Annotated in this window: 19 protein-coding genes; 13 read left to right on the top strand and 6 right to left on the bottom strand. The window is 43.5% G+C overall.

The genetic code is table 11. The features are described from left to right. Position 1 precedes the first annotated feature (1 nt). Both AAEY98_RS12880 and AAEY98_RS12875 read left to right on the top strand, forming a co-directional pair. A complete protein-coding gene (locus AAEY98_RS12880; protein WP_350997690.1) occupies positions 2-1012 on the top strand; it encodes an LLM class flavin-dependent oxidoreductase in 1011 nt (336 codons plus the stop codon). Between the two features lie 216 nt (positions 1013-1228). Beyond that, positions 1229-2413 carry a tetratricopeptide repeat protein gene (locus tag AAEY98_RS12875; RefSeq protein WP_351017409.1) on the top strand — a complete coding sequence of 395 codons (1185 nt, stop codon included), beginning with the start codon at positions 1229-1231 and terminating at the stop codon, positions 2411-2413. 126 nt (positions 2414-2539) lie between these two features. Here the strand turns inward: AAEY98_RS12875 and ohr are convergent, their stop codons facing one another. Further along, a complete protein-coding gene (ohr, locus tag AAEY98_RS12870; protein ID WP_101085075.1) occupies positions 2540-2962 on the bottom strand; it encodes an organic hydroperoxide reductase Ohr in 423 nt (140 codons plus the stop codon). A gap of 322 nt (positions 2963-3284) precedes the next feature. On the opposite strand from ohr, the gene AAEY98_RS12865 reads away from it, so the two are divergent. Continuing rightward, positions 3285-5048, top strand: a complete 1764-nt coding sequence (locus tag AAEY98_RS12865; RefSeq protein WP_351017406.1) for an alkaline phosphatase D family protein — start codon at positions 3285-3287, stop codon at positions 5046-5048. 125 nt (positions 5049-5173) lie between these two features. Here AAEY98_RS12865 and AAEY98_RS12860 read toward each other — a convergent pair whose 3' ends face one another. The 4 genes from AAEY98_RS12860 to arfB all read right to left on the bottom strand — a co-directional run bounded on the left by AAEY98_RS12860 (position 5174) and on the right by arfB (position 7756). Continuing rightward, positions 5174-6181: a class I SAM-dependent rRNA methyltransferase gene (locus AAEY98_RS12860; protein ID WP_351017403.1), complete on the bottom strand. Its 1008-nt coding sequence runs from the start codon at positions 6179-6181 to the stop codon at positions 5174-5176. 91 nt (positions 6182-6272) lie between these two features. Next, positions 6273-6665: a DUF3859 domain-containing protein gene (locus tag AAEY98_RS12855; RefSeq protein WP_351017400.1), complete on the bottom strand. Its 393-nt coding sequence runs from the start codon at positions 6663-6665 to the stop codon at positions 6273-6275. 25 nt (positions 6666-6690) lie between these two features. Next, positions 6691-7137 (bottom strand): type II 3-dehydroquinate dehydratase, encoded by a 447-nt coding sequence (aroQ, locus tag AAEY98_RS12850; protein WP_182744972.1) that lies wholly within the window; start codon positions 7135-7137, stop codon positions 6691-6693. Between the two features lie 202 nt (positions 7138-7339). Further along, positions 7340-7756, bottom strand: coding sequence for an alternative ribosome rescue aminoacyl-tRNA hydrolase ArfB (arfB, locus tag AAEY98_RS12845; RefSeq protein WP_351017397.1), 417 nt, complete (start codon positions 7754-7756; stop codon positions 7340-7342). 326 nt (positions 7757-8082) lie between these two features. On the opposite strand from arfB, the gene AAEY98_RS12840 reads away from it, so the two are divergent. From AAEY98_RS12840 to AAEY98_RS12810, 7 genes are all read left to right on the top strand, one after another. Continuing rightward, positions 8083-8448 carry a SpoIIAA family protein gene (locus AAEY98_RS12840; protein WP_101085080.1) on the top strand — a complete coding sequence of 122 codons (366 nt, stop codon included), beginning with the start codon at positions 8083-8085 and terminating at the stop codon, positions 8446-8448. A 176-nt stretch (positions 8449-8624) separates the two neighbouring features. Then, on the top strand, positions 8625-8801 hold the full coding sequence (locus AAEY98_RS12835) for a DUF3012 domain-containing protein (RefSeq protein ID WP_101085081.1): 177 nt from the start codon (positions 8625-8627) through the stop codon (positions 8799-8801). 44 nt (positions 8802-8845) lie between these two features. Then, on the top strand, positions 8846-9256 hold the full coding sequence (locus AAEY98_RS12830) for a hypothetical protein (RefSeq protein WP_101085082.1): 411 nt from the start codon (positions 8846-8848) through the stop codon (positions 9254-9256). A gap of 259 nt (positions 9257-9515) precedes the next feature. After that, entirely contained in the window at positions 9516-10730 is a 1215-nt protein-coding gene (locus tag AAEY98_RS12825) for an efflux RND transporter periplasmic adaptor subunit (RefSeq protein ID WP_502959645.1), read from the top strand. Between the two features lie 16 nt (positions 10731-10746). Beyond that, on the top strand, positions 10747-13971 hold the full coding sequence (locus AAEY98_RS12820; RefSeq protein ID WP_351017393.1) for an efflux RND transporter permease subunit: 3225 nt from the start codon (positions 10747-10749) through the stop codon (positions 13969-13971). A 188-nt stretch (positions 13972-14159) separates the two neighbouring features. Further along, on the top strand, positions 14160-14534 hold the full coding sequence (locus AAEY98_RS12815) for a BlaI/MecI/CopY family transcriptional regulator (RefSeq protein WP_351017390.1): 375 nt from the start codon (positions 14160-14162) through the stop codon (positions 14532-14534). Further along, positions 14534-15703 (top strand): TonB family protein, encoded by a 1170-nt coding sequence (locus AAEY98_RS12810; RefSeq protein WP_351017388.1) that lies wholly within the window; start codon positions 14534-14536, stop codon positions 15701-15703. Before AAEY98_RS12815 ends, AAEY98_RS12810 begins: the two co-directional genes overlap by 1 nt. 109 nt (positions 15704-15812) lie before the next feature. On the opposite strand, the gene AAEY98_RS12805 is transcribed toward AAEY98_RS12810, so the two are convergent. Then, positions 15813-17021: a potassium/proton antiporter gene (locus AAEY98_RS12805; RefSeq protein WP_162023955.1), complete on the bottom strand. Its 1209-nt coding sequence runs from the start codon at positions 17019-17021 to the stop codon at positions 15813-15815. A gap of 302 nt (positions 17022-17323) precedes the next feature. On the opposite strand from AAEY98_RS12805, the gene AAEY98_RS12800 reads away from it, so the two are divergent. The 3 genes from AAEY98_RS12800 to AAEY98_RS12790 all read left to right on the top strand — a co-directional run bounded on the left by AAEY98_RS12800 (position 17324) and on the right by AAEY98_RS12790 (position 23519). Further along, on the top strand, positions 17324-17698 hold the full coding sequence (locus AAEY98_RS12800) for a hypothetical protein (protein WP_351017385.1): 375 nt from the start codon (positions 17324-17326) through the stop codon (positions 17696-17698). 217 nt (positions 17699-17915) lie between these two features. Beyond that, the gene (locus tag AAEY98_RS12795) at positions 17916-20750 is read left to right on the top strand and encodes a beta-helix domain-containing protein (RefSeq protein WP_182744977.1); all 2835 of its coding nucleotides are present in this window, start codon (positions 17916-17918) and stop codon (positions 20748-20750) included. A gap of 84 nt (positions 20751-20834) precedes the next feature. Then, positions 20835-23519 carry a TonB-dependent receptor domain-containing protein gene (locus tag AAEY98_RS12790; RefSeq protein WP_351017382.1) on the top strand — a complete coding sequence of 895 codons (2685 nt, stop codon included), beginning with the start codon at positions 20835-20837 and terminating at the stop codon, positions 23517-23519. The last annotated feature ends 222 nt before the right edge of the window (positions 23520-23741 follow it).

Genomic DNA, 23741 nt, shown 5'->3' with positions numbered 1-23741 from the left:
GATGTCAATATTGGCAGATATTCCTTTTTCATTACTCGAACTCGCTCCGATGCGCGAAGATGCCAACGTCACTGAAACGTTACAAGGTAGCCTGCGTTATGCCCAACATGCCGAAAATGTTGGTATTAATCGTTTTTGGTTGGCTGAACATCACAATATGCCAGGCATTATATGTTCGGCAACCTCGATATTAATTGGCTATATTGCAGGTGGAACTCAACGTATTCGTGTTGGCGCTGGCGGGATCATGTTACCTAATCATGCCCCCTTAGTGGTTGCAGAGCAGTTTGGCACCTTGGCCAGCCTGTATCCCAACCGTATCGATTTAGGCTTAGGTCGCGCACCCGGTAGCGACCAAGTGACGAGTCGCGCATTGAATCGTGATGATAGCCGAGCAGAGCATTTCCCAGAAGAAGTGAGCGAACTGCAATCATTATTAGGTCCGCGAGCGCAGCGTCAGCAAGCTGCCTCCGCCCAAGTGAGAGCGATTCCGGGCGAAGACACTAATGTGCCCATTTGGTTATTAGGTTCAAGTTTGTTTAGCGCTCAGTTGGCTGCTAAACGTGGATTGCCGTATGTATTTGCAGGCCACTTTGCGCCGCGTTTTTTACATGATGCAGTAGCGCTTTATCGACGTGAATTTATCCCTTCGGCGGTATTGAGCAAGCCTTATGTTATGTTGGGATTACCTTTGGTCGCCGCCCCAACAGATGCTGAAGCAGAGCACCTTAGTACTAGCTCGAAACAACGTATTTTGGCGTTAATTCGTGGCAATGAAATGTGGCTTAAACCGCCTGTCGATAGTATGGATGGGTTGTGGAGCGAGCAAGAGAAAAGCTACGTCGATAACTTTTTAAGTTTGTCGGTTTGTGGCGGACCAGCAACGATTAAACATCGACTTGAAGTGATTGTCCAACAGCTAGGCGTTGATGAGCTTATGTTTACCAATGATTTATATGACAGTGAACATCGTTTACGCGCCTTAAATATTTTAATGAGCGTGAAACAATAAGTTTCCATAATAACGGTAACGATAACATCCACAAATATGATTAAGCGTTCACAACTAGTGAGCGTTTTTTTGTGTAATAACAAACCTGTGTTCATTGATATTCATAAAGTGGGCACGGGTGCTCTCTAACATGGGTAGTGGCTATTTGGGTTGCCTTGTAATGTTGAATTAATTGATTCATATTAAGTTAATCAATGACTACACGGAATGTTGCCAATGCCTATGCTGAGCGTTAATCGTTTATGCCACCCGAACCTTGTCTTATTACTATGCACTGTTTTACTTAGTGCTTGCTCTGCCAATTCAGAAAATAGCCAAAACGCTTACCATTTACCGCAGTTTAATCAAGCTCTGATTCATTCCACTTCTGCCGAAAATGTGCCTGAGATTGCCAGTCTGACTTATCTCTCCGAAATACAGCGACAAGAATTAGCTGGGTTTACCGCCAGAGATAACATTAAAGCACTGCCCAATCGCTTAAAAGTGTCTGAGTTTATTAACCATAAAATGACTAATTTCAATTATGAAGGGAAAAATTATACCAGTACTGAGTCATGGAGTAATCAGTCTGGCAATTGTATGGCATTGGCATTGCTGACCTATTCAGTCGCAAAAGAATTGAATGTATATCCGGTATTTCAAGTGGTTCATGCCGCGCCAATATTGACCAATATCACCTCCGATATTCTTGTCACATCAGACCATGTACGCACATTTTTGTATGATGAAAAACCGAGTGGGCATTTTCTTAGTGGCGGTATTGCTACTGTGATTGATTATTTTCCAGATCGTTTTGATCGCACCGGTGAAATCGTCTCAGAATCTAAATTTTTAGCGATGTTTTATCGTAATTTAGCGGCCGATGCCATGCTAGAAAAGCAGTATGAATTTGCTTTTATCTTACTTGAGCAAGGGCTAAAGCTAGCGCCAGATTATGATGCTTTGATTAATATGATGGCCATTACTCATCGCCGTTTAGGTGACGAACAGACAGCCGAAAAACTCTACCTATATGCCCTTGATATTAAGCCGAATTCCTTGGCAGTATTAAGTAATTACCGCTTATTACTGGAATTACAAAGCAGAACTGCTGAAGCAAAAAAGATCGACCAATACTTGTTGTCGCTTGAGTCGAGTAACCCATACAGCTACTACAGTTTGGGTATTGAGGCATTGGAATTCAAAGACTATAAAACCACCGTCATCTTCTTAGAAAAGTTTATCGATAACGCGCCTTATTTCCATCCGGCTTATTTTGCGCTAGCCAGAGCTCAATTGGGTCTAGGTAATACAAAAAAGGCTCAGGAAATATTAAAAAAAGCGATTGAACTAACTGATATGCCAGACAGTAAAAAGCACTATTTAGCCAAATTAGATATGTTAAAAAAAGAGCCTGATTAAGTGTTGATGGTTCATTAAACTGTCGTTGTTCACCAGGATGATGACCTTTGACAACAAGCACAAAAAAACCAAGACAGATGTCTTGGTTTTTTGTTTGTAAGTCAGTAAAACTGGTTTACAAAAAGCTTAAATCGCTTGACCGTTTACGGTTAATTTTACATCGATGTTGCCACGTACTGCGTTTGAATATGGGCAAACTTGGTGGGCTGTTTTCACTAACTGTTCAGCTTCTGCTTGGTCGAGTTCAAGTTCAACTGCTAGCGCTACTGTTAATGCAAAACCACCATTGTCATTGGCACCGATACCGACAGTTGCTGTAGTTGGAGCTGCCTTGATAGCGACTTTACTTTGGCTGGCTACATGCAGAATCGCGTTAGAAAAACATGCGGCATAACCGGCAGCAAATAACTGTTCTGGATTAGTAAACTCACCACTGCCACCCATTTCTTTTGGGTAACTTAATTGTAAATCTACTTTTTTATCGTCGGTAGAAACTTGGCCATTACGGCCTGCTAATGCTGTTGCTGAAGTGGTATATAGTGCTTTCATAGTAAACCTCGTGTAAAAGTTAGTTAATTTAAGTTGTGCACAATCTAATTGTGTTTACTATAACTAAGCCGACAATAATTTGCAACTACATTGTGCGCAATTTAATTTTTGTTGTTGTGTTATTATTTAACAATCACTGTCTAAAAATCACTATCCGATGGTTGTAAACCTTAGCCTTACTTTGGTATCAATATGATTAGCTTGTCATTCTTCTGTCACCTTTATGTCATCATTAGCTCTCACAATAGCCACTCATTAGACCTCTTAGGCAGTGCTAAGCATCGCCACATAATATGCGAACGATAAAAAATAAGGATAGGCTATGAAACGGTTTGTAACTCGTCGTGACTTTTTGGCTATGTCAGCTAAAGGTGCTGGGGCAGTAGTGGTGTCTTATGGATTAATGGGCTGTAGCAGTGATGATGACGATGTCGTATCGGGTCAATTTTTACAAGGTGTTGCCAGTGGCGACCCTGCTGCAGATGCGGTGATTTTATGGACTCGCGTTACGCCTGATGTTGAAGGTGATATTACTGTGTCATGGGAAGTCGCCACTGACAGCAACTTTAGTCAAGTAGTCACAAACGGCCAAACGGTGACGAATAAAAACCGTGACTATACCGTTAAAGTTGACGCTGTCGGACTTGAAGCGGGTCAGCAGTATTACTATCGTTTTAAAGCGGGTGAAACGGTATCGGAAATGGGGCAAACACGTACATTACCTGAAGGTAGCGTAGCGTCAGTTAAGTTGGCGGTAATGTCATGCGCTAATTTCCCTGCTGGTTATTTTAATGTGTATGAAATGGCTGCACAGCAAAATGATTTGGACGCTGTAGTGCACTTAGGCGATTATTTATATGAGTATGCTCGTGGTGAATACGCCAGTGAACATGCTGTCGAGCTTGGGCGTGAAGTGTTGCCAGCCGGTGAATTATTTTTATTAGACGACTACCGCACCCGTTACAGTCAATATCGTAGTGATGCGAGCTTACAAAAGCTACATGCCAAAGTACCATTTATTACCGTGTGGGATGACCATGAAGTGGCCAATGATACCTGGAAAGACGGTGCTGAAAATCATAATGATGGTGAAGGTGATTTTGATCAACGCAAACAAGCCGCACTACAGGCGTACTTTGAATGGCTGCCAATTCGTCCATGGAGTGAAGGTAATCATGAAGAAATTTACAGAAGCTTTAATTACGGTAACTTGGTTGATTTGCACATGCTCGATACTCGGGTATTGGCTCGCGATAAACAATTAGAATATAGCCAATATATTGATGCGACCACAGGTGCATTTAACAGCAGCACATTTCTCGCGGATGTAACCGATACTAACCGCACCCTGTTAGGCCAGACTCAACTATTGTGGTTACAACAAACTTTGTTGCAGTCTACTGCTAAGTGGCAAGTATTAGGTCAACAAGTGTTAATGGGCAAAATGTTAATGCCTGCTGCTATTGCGACTCAGCAAATGAGTATTCCGCAGTTTGCTGAGCTTGCCGGATTAGCTCAGCTAGCGGGCCGTGCTCAAGCTAGCGATCCAACGTTAACCGCAGAAGAGTTAGCTTACTTACAAGCGAATCAAGCCAAGCTGACGCCAGAGGTGATTGCATTACTACAGCTGCCCGCAATTCCATACAACTTAGATGCGTGGGATGGTTACGCCTACGAGCGCGAAGTGATTTTAGCGACGGCAAAGTCGTTACAACATAACTTGGTGGTGATTGCCGGTGATACCCATAATGCATGGGCCAGCGATTTAACCGATAGTGGTGGCGATATTGTCGGGATAGAGTTTGCCACCAGTTCGGTATCATCCCCAGGTCTTGAGTATTACTTAGGCTTGTCTGATGCTGAAATGCCAGCAACTGAAGCAGCAATAGTCGGTTTGATCGCCGATCTTAAATACGCTAATTTGAAAGATCGCGGCTATTTATTACTGACATTTACTGAAAATGAAGTTCGCAGTGATTGGCAATATGTTGATACGATTTTAGATAAGACATTTGTTCAGTTAGACGCCCGTGGTTACAGTGCCACCAGTACCGCTGGTAGCCCTAACGTCACGCCGGTGTCGTAATCAGCTGATGTGAATTCGCAGATATAATTCAGCCACCGTGAAGGTGGCTGAATGATTTATATAAGCGGCATATCGCTTAGCTAAACCTATGGCTAATCAATAGTTAATCTATGGTTCATCAATAGCTAATCTATGGTTAGCACGACAATTTTTAACGGATGGTTATCATCAAATGCGGGGAAGTCTGGGTGGCAATCTAACCACTGAGTCGCGGTGACTTTACGGCCCTGCTTTTCTACGCAGCGGACTAGGCTGTCGTACCATGCTTGGCGCTCAACTTTAGCGACATTATTACAACAGACAATTTTACCGCCGACTTTGGTGGTTAATACTGCAGGTTTAAATAAGCCTTGGTAATCATTGACTAAGTCGACAATACCAAAGGCGCTTTTAGCAAACCGTGGTGGATCTAAAAACACTAAATCGAACTGAGTCACACGCAGTTTAGGGTATTTCGGCAGTTTTTGATTACGACGACCGCCAATAGGCAAACCCGCTAATTGACGCAGTGCCGGAAACGCATCACTTTGAACAAATTCACACACATCGGTGACATTGTTTAGCTCGGCATTTTTTTGCCCCGCCGCTAATGCAAATGATGAAAAGTCGACATTCATGACTTTACGAGCACCGCCCATCGCAGCAGCAGTACCAATACCACAAGTGTATGAAAACAAGTTAAGAACACTCATATCTTGGCTGTTAGCGCGCACATATTCACGCCCAATACGCATGTCTAAAAATAGCAGCGGATCTTGACCTTCATGGCGTAGCTTGGAGGTAAAAGCGATGCCATTTTCATGGATAACTTGTTCTGATTGCGAGTAGTCTTGGGCTTCATTTTCGGCATGATTGACCACACGAGAATGGCTGCCAGAGCGATCGTTGTAAACGATATGGTAGTCCGCGTGAGCAGTCAGTAAGCTTGATATGTCTTCAAGTTGCTGAGCCGATAAGGTTTGGTGAAAAGTTTGAATCAGCCATGCATCGCCGTAACGGTCAATGTTAAGGCCATTTTCACCTTCCACGGTGCCGTGAAAAACCCGATAACAATCAGTATTATCTTTGGCAGCTTGCTCAAAAAAAGTGGCACGCTTGGCTAAAGCATCGGCTAAAACAGCTTGAATGGACATGAGGGCTCATTAAATGGTGTGGCTATTGGCGCGGATTATAGCAAACATTCTAACTTAGTGAAGTTGCAGTACAGACTATTAGGCGTCGCAATTAATCTGGTAGATGCACCTTAAAGGTTTTGTCGGCAATAATTTTGCCATTTAACTCCAGCGTCATCCGCCAGTTACCGACCTTATTAGTGATCGGTGCCCAGATGCAATCACCCAGATAAAAGCGCCAATCATTTTCTTTGATAAATATCTCATCATCAAACGGTGGGCTAACATTACCGTCGTCATCGGTAATGTTAGGGTGGTAAATACAATAAGTGAGTACTTGGTTTTTAGCCTTTTTGATGCGCGTGATAAAGCCAAATTCGGTGTCGATAATCGCAGGTACATGTATCGTTGCCTGCAACAAGCGCGGCAAGTCATCGCTTTGATTGTCCCATTGGCTGAATATGCCACTGTAAATAATGCTCACGTCCGCTTTTAACTTACTCAAGGGCTATCCCTTTATAGAATGATATTTAGTGTTTATCGCTCAAGTGCTTAATCGCCGCTTGCAGAGCAAAATCATAACCTTGTGCGCCTAGGCCACAAATTACTCCTAGGGCTTTATCTGAAAAGTACGAATGGTGCCTAAAAGGTTCGCGGGCATGTACGTTAGATAAATGTACTTCAATAAACGGAATCGCTACCCCAAGTATGGCATCACGCAAAGCAACACTGGTGTGCGTAAAGGCTGCTGGATTGATAATAATAAATTGAGCGTCGGTAGCATGAATTGCATCAATCAATTGATACTCGGCATTGGACTGAATATGTTCAAGCGTAACGCCTGCCTGAGTCGCATTGCGAGTTAATTCATCCACAATAGTGCTGAGTGTTTGGTGACCATAATGTCCGGGTTCGCGACGGCCTAATAGATTGAGATTAGGACCGTTGATCAATAAAACTTTTGCTGTTTGGCTCATGATGGTTCCTATAAAAATCGCAAGATAAGTCGGCTTAATATGCAGCACAAAAGAGGGTTCAACAAGCATTCTTACCGAAGACGGTTATCAGGTAAACCAAAAAATGCTCAACTAGGGTAAGACCTTAGTCATTGAGTGATGGCGGATTCACTTTTTTGCTAGTAATTTGCTAGCGACTTACTAATGATTTACTAATTACTTATTAATAATCAGATTTATTTTGGCGCATCGCTTTAGTGGCACCACGTTGTTTTTTGGTTTCAATGCGTCGTTTTTGGCTGCCTTTTGTCGCCTTGGTTGGTATACGGGCTTTTTGTAGTATGCCGACGCTTCTTACCAGTTCAATAAATTGTTCCAGTGCGGTTTGGCGGTTAAAGTCCTGGCTGCGTGATTGTTGGCATTTTATTATAACTTTGCCACTTTTGGTAATACGGTGATCGGCTTTTTCAAGCAGCTTTTGTTGGTAGAACTCGGGTAAAGAAGATGAGGCAATATCAAAGCTGAGTTGCGCTGCGGTTGATACTTTATTGATGTGCTGGCCACCCGCACCACTTGAACGGACAAACTGCCATTCAATTTCGTTATCTTGCAATATGACGCGCTGAGTTATTTGTATCATTCGGTTGTCGTGTTCCCCTTAATTAACGGTCATAAACCTATAACGCTGCTTACTGTTTTTTAAGCGGCATGTTTATGTGCTGTAGTTACATTCTACCGCAGTCTGGGAAACTTTTCAGGGTTGTCTGCTGTGGCATGGATTGCGATAAGTGAATTGACCTTAGCGTGGGGATTGAATTAAAAAGCCTGACTGGCCTCAGAGTTATGACATATTTAATGAAATAACCAGAATAGTTTTGTTATCATGAGCGCCATTGTCGCTTTACACGATAACATCACCGTATAAAGTCTGTTCTATGGCCTAGTTAGAGGGCCGGAGTTGCCGTTATGTTATGTCAAATCCCCGATATCACTAAAGGTGTTATTAGCTTATTTGTCAGTGGCCGTTTATCGGCACAAGATTACCGTACCCGTTTACAGCCCGCCATTAAGAGTTATCGTAAAGACTGGAATCAAGTGTGTCTTTATATTGAAGCCGATGTGTTGTTGGAAGGCTGGGAGTTTGGCTCATTAACCGGTAGCGGAGAAGTTCAGTTACCCGCGTTTGATGCGTTAGTGTTTGTAGGCGGCCCAGATTGGGTGGGTAATTCTGTTAGGCTGATGGGACCCTTTATGCAGGGCGAAGTTGCATGGTTTCCATTAGAGCGTAAACAAGAAGCCATTACTTGGATTGCTAAGCGATCTCTGCGCTAGAGTGGCCTGTAAATAATTTTGTGGCACCTTTTTACTCGGTTATCGCTTATTTATGTCGAACAACGACAGATGATAAGTTCTTCCCAGTAGCTAATTGTCACAAATTACTGCAAAATTCATCTACAAAGGTCAACAGGACCTAGTACTGATTTTATTATTTTAGAAAAGGATAGCTTATGTCATTGTCAAAGTTGTTTGCCGTATCAAGTGCGTTATTGTTAACTCTTAGCTTATCGGCATGTGCTCCTGAAGTGGGTAGTGAAGCTTGGTGTAAGCAAATGAAAGAAAAAGAAAGTGGTGATTGGACTGCCAATGAAGCAGCCGATTACGCCAAGCACTGCGTATTTAAATAATATCGTTTAGGAGTGGGTGGTTGAGTCATACCGTTTTGCCTTTTATGGCTAACATAGCCAAATTATTGATTGCTTTAGTGCTACTGCAATTTGTGGGCGCCAATTTAGGTGCGCATCAATTACATGTGGGCAACAGCAACGAAGAGCAAAATAACCATCCACATCTTCAATTTACTACCGAAGTGATCAGCCTTGCTGAATGTGCCGATTGCGCTTGTGCACTCGATGGTTCATCACTGCATTCGGTTAATGATGAACATCAACATTTTGATACTATTACTGATTTTGAGAAAGTTGATGTGTGTTTAGATTGTCAGTGTCATGGTGGTCATGTGGCACTTGCTAAGCTTAACGATAATGTTGTTAGTGAACATTTTCATGACCTTTTTGCCGATACCAAACTGAACTATTTACCTCCTGAGTCTTTCCCTACTTATCGTCCTCCTATCGTTTAATCCCTTTAAAGCACGTTTTTACTGTTTAGCTTCACCTCTATATTCGCTTTCATTGCGCTAATGAATGCTTTTCTGCATTCCATTATGGCGTGATATCTCGCTTGTAATGACGGTGGCTAAGCCTATTTCCGTTGATATTTATTGTCGACGGTCTAGATTGTTTTTAGGATTAACCATGAAAGTCAAATCAGTCCAAGTACTACCTTTATTGGCAGCGTTGAATGCCAACGCTATGTTGAGTCATTTTGTGAATCATTTTGTGAATCGTTTTGTGAATCATGCTCAGTTAAATATTCTGCCAGGCACTCAGCCCATCTCTCTGCCAAGCATTCGACAATATGACCGCATGAACTCCAGCGTTTCGCGAGCATTATTGTTCAGTGTAGCGCTATTGCTATCATTATTTGCACTGTTTAGTTCGGCTGTACAAGCCAGCAATGAATCAACAGAGGCGGTTCATCAAGAGTCGTTGTTAACCTTAAGTGCTGAGCAGCGCCAACTCGCGGGAGTGGAAGTGGCACAGTTAAGTGCGACCGCGTTTAATTTACAGGCCGTTGCCACCGCTCAGCTGGTTGTAGATAAAGACAAAACTATCACCATAGCGCCGCAATTAGATATGCAGGTGCTTAAGCGCCATGTGGTGCCAGGACAACAGGTGCAAAAAGGCCAACCATTATTGACTATCGGCGGGGCAGATATTGCTGCGGCGCAAGCTGACTACGTTAATGCAGCAACGGAGTGGGATCGTATAAAGCGCATGAGCAAAGGAACGATTAGTGCTAGTCAGCGGATGCAAACTGAGGTCAATGCAGAGCTTAAACGTGCCATTTTACAGTCGGTAATGATGTCCAAACAACAGATAGCCGAGCTAGCAACGTCGCCAAGTTCAATTGGTCAGTTTCAGTTGTTGGCTCCTATAAATGGTCGGGTTCAGCAAGATATTGCCACCGTAGGACAAGTGCTAACCGCGGGCACACCTTTGATGCAACTAACCGATGAATCGTATTTGTGGGTGGAGGCTGAACTGACGCCATTACAAGCAGATCAAGTCAATATGGGCACCGATGTTTTAGTACGAGTGGGAAGCCGTACTCGAGAGGGTGTCATTATTGGGCGTTCGCATGAAATTAACTCGCAAACCCGCACAGAGCAAGTGTTGGTGCGGATGGCAAACCCTGGTCATGACTTACATGCTGGCGAGTTTGCCGAATTATACCTAGCAGCAAATCAAGGGGCTGAGCCGCTTGGATTTATTGTGCCAGATGCAGCGCTAACACGCAGTGGTGACGGTGACTGGCAGGTGTTCATAGAACAAGATGGTGGATTTAGTGCTGTAGAAGTTTCTGTGGTGGAGCGCCAACGCGGACTGAGTTTTATTCGTGGTTTAGTTCCACAAACTCGCGTTGTTGTATCTGGTGCGTTTTTCTTAGCATCTGAGCAAGCTAAATCTGGCTTTGATATCCATAACCACTAAGCGCTAAGGCATCATAATGTTATATAAATTAATTGAGATTGCCGTTGAAAAGCGGTTATTGGTGTTAATTGGATTACTGGCGACGGTGGTGGCATCGGTATTCATGCTGCCAAAACTAAATTTAGATGCGTTTCCAGATGTTACCAATGTGCAGGTGACCATTAATACTGAAGCGGAAGGGTTGGCGGCAGAAGAGGTCGAGAAGCTGATTAGCTATCCTGTCGAATCGGCAATGTATGCATTACCGGCGGTGACCGAGGTGCGTTCATTATCACGTACTGGCTTGTCGCTAGTGACCGTGGTGTTTGCCGAAGGTACTGATATTTATTTTGCTCGTCAGCAAGTTTTTGAACAACTGCAAGCTGCAAAAGAGTCGATTCCTGCGGGTGTTGGCACCCCTGAAATCGGCCCAAACACTTCAGGTTTAGGGCAAATTTATCAATACATTTTACGGGCCGAGCCCGAAACCAATATCAGCGCATCTGAGCTGCGTAGCTTAAATGACTATTTAGTGAAGCTGATATTAATGCCTGTGAGTGGCGTGACTGAAGTGCTTTCATTTGGCGGCGAGGTGTTGCAATACCAAGTGCAAGTTGACCCTAATAAACTGCGCAGTTATGGCTTGTCGATGAGCCAAGTTAGCCAAGCATTGGAAAGTAATAACCGTAATGCTGGTGGTTGGTTTATGGACCAAGGCCAGGAGCAATTAGTGGTTCGTGGTTATGGTTTGTTGCCCGCTGGCGACGCAGGCTTACAAGCCATTGCCGACATCCCGTTAACCGAAATCAATGGCACGCCAATACGAGTGGCCGACATTGCTAATGTGGCTTTTGGTAGCGAAATAAGAGTCGGTGCAGTGACCATGTCGCGCAGGCAGGCAGCGGCTAATGGCTCGTCGTCCGATGTACAAGCGCTAGGTGAAGTGGTTGCAGGCGTTGTGCTTAAACGCATGGGCGCCAATACCAAAGCCACTATTGATGACATCAATTCACGTATTAGTTTAATTGAACAATCCTTGCCAAAAGGAGTGTCATTTGAGGTGTTTTACGACCAAGCGGATTTAGTCGATAAAGCGGTCACGACTGTGGTTGAAGCGCTATTGATGGCCTTTGGATTTATCGTGATTATTTTGGCGTTATTTCTGGTCAATATACGGGCGACATTGTTGGTATTACTGTCGATCCCAGTGTCGATCGGGATCGCACTACTGATCATGTCTTACTACGGCATGTCAGCCAATTTAATGTCTTTAGGTGGCCTTGCTGTTGCGATTGGTATGTTAGTTGATGGTTCAGTGGTGATGGTCGAAAACATCTTTAAACATGTTAGCGGCGAAAATGGCGCCAACCAATCTGCTGATGTTCATTTTGATAGTGATGTTGATAGTGATGTTGATAGTGATGTTGATAGCGAATCTGATGCACAAACCCAAAGCATGGCGATTAGGATCATGCTGGCGGCAAAAGAGGTGTGCAGCCCTATCTTCTTTGCAACAGCGATTATCATCGTAGTATTTATGCCGTTATTTGCCCTTGAAGGCGTAGAAGGGAAATTATTTCAACCTATGGCCGTGAGCATTATTCTCGCCATGATGGCGGCATTAGTGGTGGCGTTATTTGCGGTGCCTGCATTGGCGGTATTTCTATTTAAACGCGGTATTGTGGTGCGTCAAAGCAAGGTGTTGGCACCCATTGACGCAGTCTATCGACGAGTACTGACACTGGTGCTATCAAGCCCTAAATCAGTGATGTTAGCGGCAGTTGTTTTGTTTGCTGCAAGCATGCTGTTATTGCCAAAGTTGGGCACTGAATTTGTGCCTGAATTAGAAGAGGGCACCATCAACTTACGGGTGACATTGGCGCCTACAGCCAGTTTGGCTACTTCGGTTAACGTTGCGCCTAAAATTGAAGCCATGCTGCTGGAGTTTCCTGAGGTGGAATATGCGTTAAGTCGAATCGGGGCACCCGAACTTGGCGGCGACCCTGAGCCTGTGAGTAATATTGAAATATATATTGGTCTTAAACCGATAGCGCAATGGACATCGGCAAGCAATCGCTTTGAGCTACAGCGCTTGATGGAGCAACGGCTAGCGATATTCCCAGGATTATTGTTAACCTTCTCACAACCGATAGCGACCCGAGTCGATGAGTTGTTATCGGGTGTTAAAGCGCAGTTAGCGATTAAGATATTTGGCCCCGATTTGAGCATCTTGTCGGAAAAAGGTCAGGTGTTAACCGATTTAGTCGCTGCCATTCCTGGGGCGGTTGATGTGTCGCTAGAGCAAGTCAGCGGTGAAGCTCAGTTAGTGGTTCGACCTAAACGTGAAGTCCTTGCTCGCTATGGTATTAGCGTCGATGAAGTCATGAGTTTAGTCACTCAAGGTATTGGTGGTGCCAGTGCTGGCCAAGTGATTGATGGTAATGCCCGTTATGACATTAACCTGCGATTAGCTGCGCAATATCGTAATGCGCCAGATGCGATTGAAGACTTGCTACTCAGTGGTGCTAATGGCGCTATTGTACGTTTGGGCGATCTCGCTGATGTGGTGATTGAAATGGCACCGCCGAATATTCGTCGTGACGATGTACAGCGCCGAGTGGTGGTGCAGGCTAATGTATCGGGGCGTGACATGGGTTCGGTGGTCAACGATATTTATGCCATTGTGCCGCAAGCGGAGTTACCTGCGGGCTATACGGTTGTGGTGGGCGGCCAATATGAAAACCAGCAACGGGCGCAACAAAAGCTAATGTTGGTGGTGCCCATTTCTATCGCACTTATTGGCTTATTGTTGTATTTCTCGTTTGGTTCACTCAAACAAGTGGCATTGATAATGGCTAACGTACCATTGGCATTAATCGGCGGCGTGGTGGCTTTATATGTCACTGGCACCTATTTGTCGGTGCCCAGTTCAATCGGCTTTATCACCTTGTTTGGTGTTGCGGTGTTGAATGGTGTGGTGCTGGTGGACTCGATTAACCAGCGCAGACAATCATCAGATGAAAGCCTGTACGACAGTGTTTATCAAGGCACGGTAGGGCGGTTACGTCCGGTGTTAATGACGGCACTCACCTCTGCATTGGGGCTGATCCCTATCTTGTTATCATCTGGTGTGGGCAGTGAAATTCAACAACCATTAGCGGTGGTGATCATTGGCGGCTTGTTTAGCTCAACTGCTTTGACTTTACTGGTGTTGCCGACGGTTTATCAGTGGTTGTATCGAGATAAGTTATCATCGAGATAAAGCCAATTAGCTAAATAACATTTCAATTTTAAGCCTAATTATCTGATTAGGCTTTTTCATTTTTATTCGTAAATCGCTCGAAAATAAACCTTGCTTATTTAGGATTACAGTTGTAATTTAAATAAGGAGATTACATCTGTAATCCATTTATAATCTAATAAGTTCTAACAACAAATGAGCGGTATCGCATGAAAGAAATCAGCAATAGTGAATTAGTCGTGTTGCAACAACTTTGGCAGCAGTCGCCATTGACCTCGAGTGAAGTGGTTGATGCATTAGAACAAAGCCATGACATGCATGAGAAAACGGTTAAAACCTTGCTTAATCGTTTAGTCAAAAAACAAGCCGTCAGTTTTGAAAAACAAGGTCGGGTTTACCATTACTCACCATTAATTGCTCAGCAAGACTATACCGTTAAAGAGTCGCTTTCTTTTGTGGACCGCATGTTTGCTGGCAAGTTAACCCCATTGGTTGCCGGTTTTGCGCAAAAGAACAAGCTGTCGGCAGAAGATGTCGCCGAACTGCAAACCTTACTTGATGATTGGCAAAAGGAACAAAAGTGATGATTACTTGGTTTATGGAACAAACCATCTCATTGAGCGTGGTGTGTTTAGTATTACTGGTATTGCACCGGTTTATATTGTCTAGAGTTGGGGCGCACTATACCTATTTTATGTGGATATCAGTGCCACTATTAATCATTGCCGATTTACTGCAAATAATATTACCGCACACCGTTAACTGGTTTGGCAGTAATAATACTGCCTCAATCATCCAGCAATATTATGTGTTTGCTAGCGATACCGCTGCGTTGTCGGCAGGCTTACTTGACCTGTTATACCTGCCTTACCTCTACGGTGCAGTTATCACGTTATTGGTCGCTAATATCGTGCTGGAATATGGCTATCTACAACGGTTAATCCAGCATGGACGTCAGCTAGATATTCCTTCTGTAAAGCTTAACGTATTAGTCCATCCAGATATTGAATCACCTATGCTCGCTGGGTTTATTACCCCCAGTATTTTAGTCCCTAATAGTTTTATGTTACTCGATGAAAGCCAGCAGCAAGCCATTATTCAGCACGAGGTGTATCACTATCAACGTGGTGATTTATGGGCAAATGCCTTGGCTTATGGATTAACCGTATTGTTTTGGTTCAATCCGCTGATGTGGCTGAGCTACCGCCGATTTAGACAAGATCAAGAATTGTCATGTGATGCACAAGTCACTGCCGATATGAAAGCCCAAGCTAAAATTGCCTATAGCAGAACACTATTGGCCTATTCACAGCATGCGCCGTTGAGCATGTTACACACCCATTATGGGGATAAAACCATCTTAAAAGAGAGGATCTTACAGATGAAAAAGCAACATGGAAAAAGCACCTTAGCATTAATTGGAATGACATTGGCTATTGGTGTTAGTGCCTTTATGTTTAATCAGCAGGTATTTGCAGGCAATAATCTCAGCATTGAAAACAAAACCGACTCTATGGCAATGCCTGTGATAAGAATTGAGCCTAGCTATCCAATTGATGCCGCTAAAGAAGGGCTTAATGGCTATGTGCAAATGTCATTTGATATCAGTCCAAATGGCAGTGTGAACAATGTGAGAGTGACCAAGTCGTCGCCGAAACAAGTGTTTGATGCATCGGCGGTTGCGGCGCTTGAACAATGGAAGTATCAACCCTCTGCAACTGGGTTTAAAGACCTACAAGTACAGTTAGACTAAGTGATCCATCAACCTGATAAATCAGTTGAGAGAATCACTGTAAAATAACCTATATCAAAGATACTGAAAATGATTCAATGCCTCATTGTTATGGGGCATTGAATCATTTTTATAGATCAGGATTTTTGGGCTGCAGTTTTAGGCCTAGTTTATTGGCTAGCGGTTCAATTGCGGCGCCTTGAACAATGACCGAAATCAGTACAATGAAAAACACCATGTGGATCATTTCACGCGACCCCTCTACTCCTGCCGCAGCGGGAATAAGCGCAAAGACAATTGGCGTAGCACCTTTTAATCCGATCATAGAAACAAACAAACGTTTGCGCCAATTAGCTTGTTTAAATGGCAAGTAACACAGCTGCACAGCCAGTGGGCGCGCGACAACAATAAGCAATATAGCCGGGAGCAATGATGCCATGAACACCGGCATTAATTGCTGCGGGAATATCTGTAAGCCTAAAATGATGAACATTAATGACTGCGCTAACCACGATATACCATTAAAGAAATGCTTACTGACTTCAGCGCCCTTCTTTAAATAGTTGCCGATGATCACCCCAGCAATATAAACCGCAATAAGTTCGTTACCACCTAAGATTTCGGTACTTGATACTGTAATGGCAAAGCTGGCCAAAATAAAAACAGGAATAAGTCCGAATTCAGGCAGTTTAATGTTATTAAGTGCCCAAACGGCTAATTTACCCATTATTAACCCAACGACAGCCCCAACACCAATTTGCTGGCCGAGACTCGATATCACTGAAAGTGCTGTGGGTGCGCCGTTGGCACTATTGATAATAAAGTCGGTTAACATCACCACCATTAACAAGGCTACAGGGTCGTTGGTAGCTGATTCGAATTCTAAAATGGTGCCCGTACCGTGTTTTAATTTAAGTTTTTTCGACTCTAAAATAGAGAATACGGCCGCAGCATCAGTAGACGACACTACCGCGGCGAACAACATGCAAGTAATAAGGTTAAAGTCGAGTAACGCATTAAGGATAAAGCCAAAAATAATGGTAGTGAATATCACCCCAGCAGTGGATAACATGCCACCTTCTTTCCAAGAAAACTTAATGTGTTTCATTGGCGTATTTAGGCCACCGACAAATACTATGGTGTTTAATGCTAAGGTGCCGATAACTGAAGTCAGTTGCAGGTCGTCGTATACAAAACCAAATTCACCATTGCCAAATGCCAAGCCGACACCCATAAAGATTAATAACGACGGTAAGCCTAATGTTTTAGAAGGGTGATGGAGTAAAATGCCAATAGCAATAAGTATGGAGATCCCTAAAATAATAATATCTGGTGGCATATGGGCACTCCTTGTGTGATGAAGATTGTATCAAATGGCTATTTTAGCATTAAAATCGCCTAAACTTACTTTATGAGCATTTATTAATATTTTTTTATATTCTTATAATCAATTTGATCAATGTCATTACCGTGTGTTTATTAGACTATATAAGTGTAATAAATAGCCACTCGCATTAACCTTTTTTGTTAACACATCTTGCTTAATCATCTTGTTGATAGTGGATGCGACATTTTTAGTTAACAAATTACCTCATTAGTGAGGTGTTAATATTAGCGTAAGCAGTATCACTCGGAGTTAACATGGCCATATTCATTAGCTTGTGGGGCGTAATCACATTCAGTTTTGGCATGTTCATGATGCTGGCTCCAGCGCATTTTGCAGACCAAATTGTTCGTTTTAGCCATCAACGCTATTTCCATTACATTGAAATTATATCTCGGTTAGTTATTGGGACGGTCTTACTGCTCGATACGCATAACACTTCATCACCATTAGTGTTCGAGGTGATAGGTAATTTATTGTTTATTATTGCAATTATTCTTGTTTTTATGACAGAGAAATATCACAAACAGTTTGCCTTATGGTCTGCCTCCTATTGTGTCAAAGCATTTAGACCCGCGGGATTTTGTGCCATCATTTTTGGTTTGTGGACCGTTTATGTTAGCTATTATTAAGTTGATTAGGTCTAAAACGTTATATTTCCGCTTTTTTTGTTAAAAATTTATGCCATTCAAATCTCCTCCTAAGGTGCATAGCCATTGGATTTGCACATTTCTGTCATGTTAATGAAATGTGACTGTCATGTTTACGCAGTCTTTTTGTCATTTTTGCAGGTTAGCTTGTCATCCAGCCAACTAACTCACACGCTTAAATCCGTCTTCGGAGATGACAATGGAACTGAAAAACATTTTTAAACTTACTGCACTTTCTACAGCCCTTGCTGCAACATTAGGGCTCGCTGGTTGTGGTGGTGATATTAATATCAATGCGGGTAGCGATACTGTTACACCTACTACGCCAACAACTCCAACTACACCCACTCAGACAGTACAAGAAAAATCATACAGTGGCTTTGCAACTAAAAGCACCACAATGACAGCCGTTGATGGTAAAGAAGTTTGGGTATTAAAAGGTACGTTAGCTCCTTCTACTGCAGCATCAACGATTACCACGGGTGGCCAAGATGGCGACAAAATAGTGTTAGGTAATGACGTTGTATGGCAGCTTGATGGCGCAGTGATTGCCGGTGGCGATAATGCTAACGCGGTTGAGTTATCAATATTACCTGGCACCAAAATCTTAGGTGGCAGTGATTCTTATTTAGTGGTTAGCCGCGGTTCAAAAATCATGGCTGACGGTACGGCAACAGCGCCAATCGTATTTACGTCTGTTGAAACGGCTTTAGGCCAAGAAGGTAAAGCGGGTCAGTGGGGTGGTTTAGTGTTATTGGGTAATGCGCCAGTAAACACCTGCCCAGATTTAACCAATTGTTCAGCGTCTTTTGAAGTGGGTAACCACAGCTACGGTGGTAATGATACCGAAGACAATTCAGGTTCAATCAAGTATGTACGCGTTGAGTTTGGTGGTTTCAAAATCAATGACACCCAAGAAATGAACGGTATTAGTTTTGCCGGTGTGGGTGCGGGTACTGAAATTGACCACGTACAAGTTCACATGAATAACGATGATGGTTTTGAATTCTGGGGCGGTAATGTTTCAGTAACAAATATCGTACTGACAGAAAACTTTGATGACTCGTTAGATTGGACAAACGGTTGGCAAGGTAGCGCGCAGCACGTTTATATTCGTCAAGCGGACAATGCTTCTAACCGTGGTATTGAAGCCGACAGTAACAGTGACGCAAGTGCTGTACCTATGTCAAAACCAGTGTTAGCCAACTTTACTATTCAGGTTGCTAATGGCACCAACAGTGGTGGTGACGATGCGGAAGGTATTTTATTCCGTAAAGGCACTGGCGTAAATACTTATAACATTCTTGTTAAAGGTGACGTTGATTCTGGCGAATGTTTAGAGGTTAACGACGACAATACCGTTAACAACGCCAACACCGCTGAATTGACGATGCAAAACAGCTTAATTGACTGTGTTGAACCGTTTAAAAGTGCCAAGGCAGATGCTGCAGAAGGCCGTGCTTTAGCGCTAGATGTAGAAGCTTGGTACAACGGTCAAGACGGTAACTTAGTTGCCGCTTCTGATTTAACTGATTACATGCCTAATTCATCATCTGTTGCATTAACGGCTGGTAAGGCTGATTTGGCTAACCTTGATGCGCGTTTGGTTAATGCCAACTATATTGGTGCATTTGATGGCACTAACGACTGGACTAAAGGCTGGACTACAGCTATTCATGACGATGTGACGCCAACGCCAACTGAATTGCCAGTATTAACTTCTTGTCCTGTAGGCACAACAGCTTCAGCAGCGGCAACAGGGTTATATAAAGATGCATCAATCACGTTAATTTGTACCCTTGAAGGCAATGTCTTAAGCAACACGACGCTTCTCGCTGGCCAAAACGTAATGTACAAAATTGATGGCGGTGCAGTAGTAGTAGGTGGTGATAACACAACACCTGCAACATTAGCCATTCAAGCGGGTACTAAGCTATTCGCGACATCTAACAGTTTTATCGCGGTGAGTCGTGGCTCAAAAATTATGGCTCAAGGTAGTGCAACTCACCCAATTGAAATGACCTCTGAAGAAGATGTTATTGCGGGTGCAAGTGGCGAACGTGGTCAATGGGGTGGTTTGGTTATTCTAGGTAATGGTTTAACCAACACATGTCCTGATCATAATGCTTGTTCAGCGTCGTTTGAAGTCGGTGACTTCCCGTACGGTGGTAACAACAATGCTGATAACAGCGGTCAAATCAGCTACGTAGTGATTAAGTATGCTGGCTTTAAAGTGAATGATACTCAAGAAATGAACGGTATCTCATTTGCGGCAGTGGGCAGCGGAACTCAAGTCGACCATATTCAAATTCACGCTAACGGCGACGACGGTGTTGAGTTTTGGGGTGGTGCAGTTAACTTGAAATATGTGTACTTAACAGCCAACTTCGATGACAGCTTAGATTGGACTAACGGTTGGACGGGTAAAGCGCAGTTTGTGTATATCACTCACGAAGACGGTAATGCTAACCGTGGTATCGAAGGTGATAGCCATAAAGGTGCTACGGATACCCCAGTGTCGGCGCCTAAATTAGCTAACTTCACTATTTTACCGGGTACAGATATTGCTAACGCAAGTGGCGATAAAGGTGAAGGTATCTTACTACGTGTTGCTACTGCAGGTGAGTTATACAACGTGCTAGTACAAGGTCGTAAAGGCACTACTGCTGAAACTGAGTCTGGCGAATGTTTAGAGTTAGATGGCTCTTACGCTGGTTTAGTCGACAACGTAAACAACAGCACTTTGACTATGTCGCATTCAATTATCGACTGTAACGAGCCCTTTAAGTACAGCTCTGATAATGCCGCAACAGCAGACGCTGTGAATGTTGAAACCTGGTTCATGGGCCAAGAAGGTAACTCAACAGCAGCAGTGACTATCACTGACGGTATGCCAGCAGCTACAGATACAACGCTACTTGGCAAAGGTAAAGACTTAAGCACAGATGATAGCTTCTTCGAATCAACCAACTTTATTGGTGCATTCGATGGCCAGAATGACTGGCGTCAAGGTTGGGCTTACTTTCCACAGTAATCACCTCGATAACATTAATCTGTGACCTATTAATAGCCGCCCGCAAGGGCGGTTATCTCTGAACCGCATACAGGATAGTTAAGTATGAAAACCAAGCCGAGTTTTACCGTTAATAAGTTAAGCCTTGCCATTATCTCTGTGATTTCTGCGGCGACACTATTAACAGCTACCCCCGTATACTCGCAAGAACCAGCGCCTGTTCGTGATCCTGGTGAAGTGATTCCAATTGAACCGATAGAAGTGATTTCAGTTACTGGGCGTCTACGTAGCTCTGCATCAGAAGCAACTGAAGAACGTCGTGAACAAATTGCTGTAGCCGATATTATGGGCTCAGAACAAATTTCAAGAACCGGTGACGGTGATGCCGCCGCAGCGCTTCGTCGTGTGACAGGTTTAACCTTAAAAGATGGCAAATTCATTTATGTTCGTGGCTTAGGTGAGCGTTATTCAAGTACCTCACTGAATGGCGCGACAGTGCCGTCACCGGATCCAACCCGTAACGTAGTGCCTTTAGATATGTTCCCTGCATCGATCATTGAATCGTTATCGGTGCAAAAGTCTGCCTCAGCCAATTCACCTGCCGCATTTGGTGGTGGGCATGTTGATATTCGCACTAAATCAATTCCGGCCGATTTCTTCTTTAAAGCAAGTGTTGGCGGCCGTTATAACACCAATGACTCAAACGACAGCTACACCTACAACGGGGGGGGCGATGATTGGACCGGCCAAGACGATGGCACTCGCAGCATGCCAAGCAACATTAATAACACCATTAATCAATATGGTGGAATTAGCCCAATTGATATCGTCAGTAATTCTAATGGCGCTATAAATTACCCGGCAGCACAACAAGTTAACCGCGAATTGGCACTAGACATGTACCGCGATATGACGGTGCGCAGCCAAAGTACAGACCCTGCAATGCGCGGCGATATCGCCATTGGTGATCGTTGGGACATTACCGACGACATTATCTTTGGTGCATTGTCAGCCGTGTCTTACAAGAAGCAAGCTGAAAACTACACTAAACGTGAAGTTGAGCTTGATGGTGATAGCAGCCAAGTACAAGTTGAAAACCAGAAAGACATTGTCGGTACTGATTCAATAGTCCAAGTGTCTGGCATGCTTAACTTAGGCTTAGAGATTGGCTACAACCATAAAATCGAAACCTTCACCACTTACCTGCAAGACACTTCCGATGATGTGTCTATGGGGATAGAAGAAACCATCGATACCTTGGGCGAACCAAATGCACTGCAAGTTTACGCCATTGATTACGAAGAACGTTCGCTTATCAGTAACCAAATTAAAGGTCATCATTTTATTGAATATTTGAACGACTCTGAATTTAATTGGAAGTTCTCCGATGCACGTTCTGAGCGTTATGCCCCGAATGAAGTGTCGTATACCTACAACGTGATTTTAGATGAGAGCAATCAATTATTATCACGTAATCTCAATACTCAGGATGCACCCAAGTATGTTTATAGTCGCCTAGAAGATGACAGCCAAAACTATGCTTGGGACTTTATGTACCCCATTAATCTAGACGGTGCAGTGGTTAAACTGACTACCGGCTATGAATACTTTGAGCGTACTCGCGAAAGCTATGCAACTCGCTTAGGGTTTGATGTCGATTTAAGCCCAACTGATGCCAATGGCGCTATTTTAGCGGGTGATTTTGATGAGATTTTCTCTGATAAAAACATTACCGACAATACTTTAGGGCTAGAGCTAAAAGACGCATCAACTGACACTGAAGACTACATTGCCGCCGAGAAAAACGACGCTGCATTTGTGAGCATGGACATCGACTTTGACGATGTTTGGCGGGTATATGCTGGTATTCGTTATGAAGATTTTCGTCGCGTCACGTTGCCTATCGACCCAAATGGTGAAATATCAGATGAAGGTGGTCGTTATCAGTTATCTGACTACGTGATAGCAGAAGACGGTTGGTTCCCATCGTTGTCATTAACCTGGAAACAAACCGACACCACCCAATGGCGTTTTGGCGCGAGTAAAACCATTGTACGACCAGATCTACGTGAAGTGTCACCGGTTCGATTCCAAGACCCCGTTACCGGTTTTGACTTCTTCGGTAACCCAGAGTTAAAGAGTTCAGACATTCTTAACTTAGATTTACGTTGGGAATACTATTCTGATTCAGGCAATAATTTCAGCATGGGCGCATTCTATAAAGATGTAGACGCACCGATTGAACCTATTCAACGTATTTCAGAAGCTGGGCGTCAGCTCAAGTTTTATAACGCGCAGTCGGGCTATGTGTACGGCCTTGAAACCGAGTTCTTACAAGAGCTTGAATTTTTGGGTAGTGATGGCAGCATTTGGGAAGACTTCTTTGTTGCGGGTAACTTAACTCTAGGTGACTCAGAAATCGATATCGCTGCTAACGGCGAAATTGACCCAACTAATAAAACCCGCCGCATGACCGGACATTCACAATGGGTGGCTAACTTACAGTTAAGTTACGACTCGTCTGACAGTTATCACAGTGCCACATTAGTGTATAACGTGTTTGGTGAACGTATTGCTTATGGTGGCCGTGGAGGTTTAGACGATGTATTTGAAAAGCCATTCCATAGCCTTGATTTTACGTATAGTTTCTTCCCGACAGATAGTTTTACGGTAAAAGTAAAAGCGAAAAATATCTTAGGTGAAACTACTGAATACGAACAGCAAGATCTGCAAGTGTACGCCAAAGACCCTGGCACAGAGTTCACCTTGCAGTTTAGCTATGAGTATTAATACGTTTAATAGCCATATGTAATCGTCACGTTCATGAGTCACGTTTAAAAGAGTACTTGTTTTTAGCGGTTTTTACTCATCATTTCAATCGCTAAAAATGTGCACGGCCACTTTCTTCGGAACAAAGAAAGTGGCCTTTTTTGTTTAATAACAAGATAACGCTACACAAACTCAGCTTATCTAACGAATAAATAAATTAACCTCAGTGTAAACATTGGCACT

Source organism: Shewanella sp. AC91-MNA-CIBAN-0169 (assembly GCF_040310165.1).
In the GTDB taxonomy this organism is placed as follows: domain Bacteria; phylum Pseudomonadota; class Gammaproteobacteria; order Enterobacterales; family Shewanellaceae; genus Shewanella.
This window is presented reverse-complemented; position numbering and strand designations above follow the sequence as displayed.

What these genes read in the sequence shown, in the direction of transcription:
- AAEY98_RS12830 (WP_101085082.1), top strand. Translation starts at nt 8,846, where the DNA reads ATGGCTAACATAGCCAAATTATTGATTGCTTTAGTGCTACTGCAATTT.
- AAEY98_RS12865 (WP_351017406.1), top strand. Translation starts at nt 3,285, where the DNA reads ATGAAACGGTTTGTAACTCGTCGTGACTTTTTGGCTATGTCAGCTAAA.
- AAEY98_RS12880 (WP_350997690.1), top strand. Translation starts at nt 2, where the DNA reads ATGTCAATATTGGCAGATATTCCTTTTTCATTACTCGAACTCGCTCCG.
- aroQ (WP_182744972.1), bottom strand. Translation starts at nt 7,137, where the DNA reads ATGAGCCAAACAGCAAAAGTTTTATTGATCAACGGTCCTAATCTCAAT.
- ohr (WP_101085075.1), bottom strand. Translation starts at nt 2,962, where the DNA reads ATGAAAGCACTATATACCACTTCAGCAACAGCATTAGCAGGCCGTAAT.
- arfB (WP_351017397.1), bottom strand. Translation starts at nt 7,756, where the DNA reads ATGATACAAATAACTCAGCGCGTCATATTGCAAGATAACGAAATTGAA.
- AAEY98_RS12820 (WP_351017393.1), top strand. Translation starts at nt 10,747, where the DNA reads ATGTTATATAAATTAATTGAGATTGCCGTTGAAAAGCGGTTATTGGTG.
- AAEY98_RS12800 (WP_351017385.1), top strand. Translation starts at nt 17,324, where the DNA reads ATGGCCATATTCATTAGCTTGTGGGGCGTAATCACATTCAGTTTTGGC.
- AAEY98_RS12875 (WP_351017409.1), top strand. Translation starts at nt 1,229, where the DNA reads ATGCCTATGCTGAGCGTTAATCGTTTATGCCACCCGAACCTTGTCTTA.
- AAEY98_RS12840 (WP_101085080.1), top strand. Translation starts at nt 8,083, where the DNA reads ATGTTATGTCAAATCCCCGATATCACTAAAGGTGTTATTAGCTTATTT.
- AAEY98_RS12815 (WP_351017390.1), top strand. Translation starts at nt 14,160, where the DNA reads ATGAAAGAAATCAGCAATAGTGAATTAGTCGTGTTGCAACAACTTTGG.
- AAEY98_RS12860 (WP_351017403.1), bottom strand. Translation starts at nt 6,181, where the DNA reads ATGTCCATTCAAGCTGTTTTAGCCGATGCTTTAGCCAAGCGTGCCACT.
- AAEY98_RS12790 (WP_351017382.1), top strand. Translation starts at nt 20,835, where the DNA reads ATGAAAACCAAGCCGAGTTTTACCGTTAATAAGTTAAGCCTTGCCATT.
- AAEY98_RS12835 (WP_101085081.1), top strand. Translation starts at nt 8,625, where the DNA reads ATGTCATTGTCAAAGTTGTTTGCCGTATCAAGTGCGTTATTGTTAACT.
- AAEY98_RS12795 (WP_182744977.1), top strand. Translation starts at nt 17,916, where the DNA reads ATGGAACTGAAAAACATTTTTAAACTTACTGCACTTTCTACAGCCCTT.
- AAEY98_RS12805 (WP_162023955.1), bottom strand. Translation starts at nt 17,021, where the DNA reads ATGCCACCAGATATTATTATTTTAGGGATCTCCATACTTATTGCTATT.
- AAEY98_RS12810 (WP_351017388.1), top strand. Translation starts at nt 14,534, where the DNA reads ATGATTACTTGGTTTATGGAACAAACCATCTCATTGAGCGTGGTGTGT.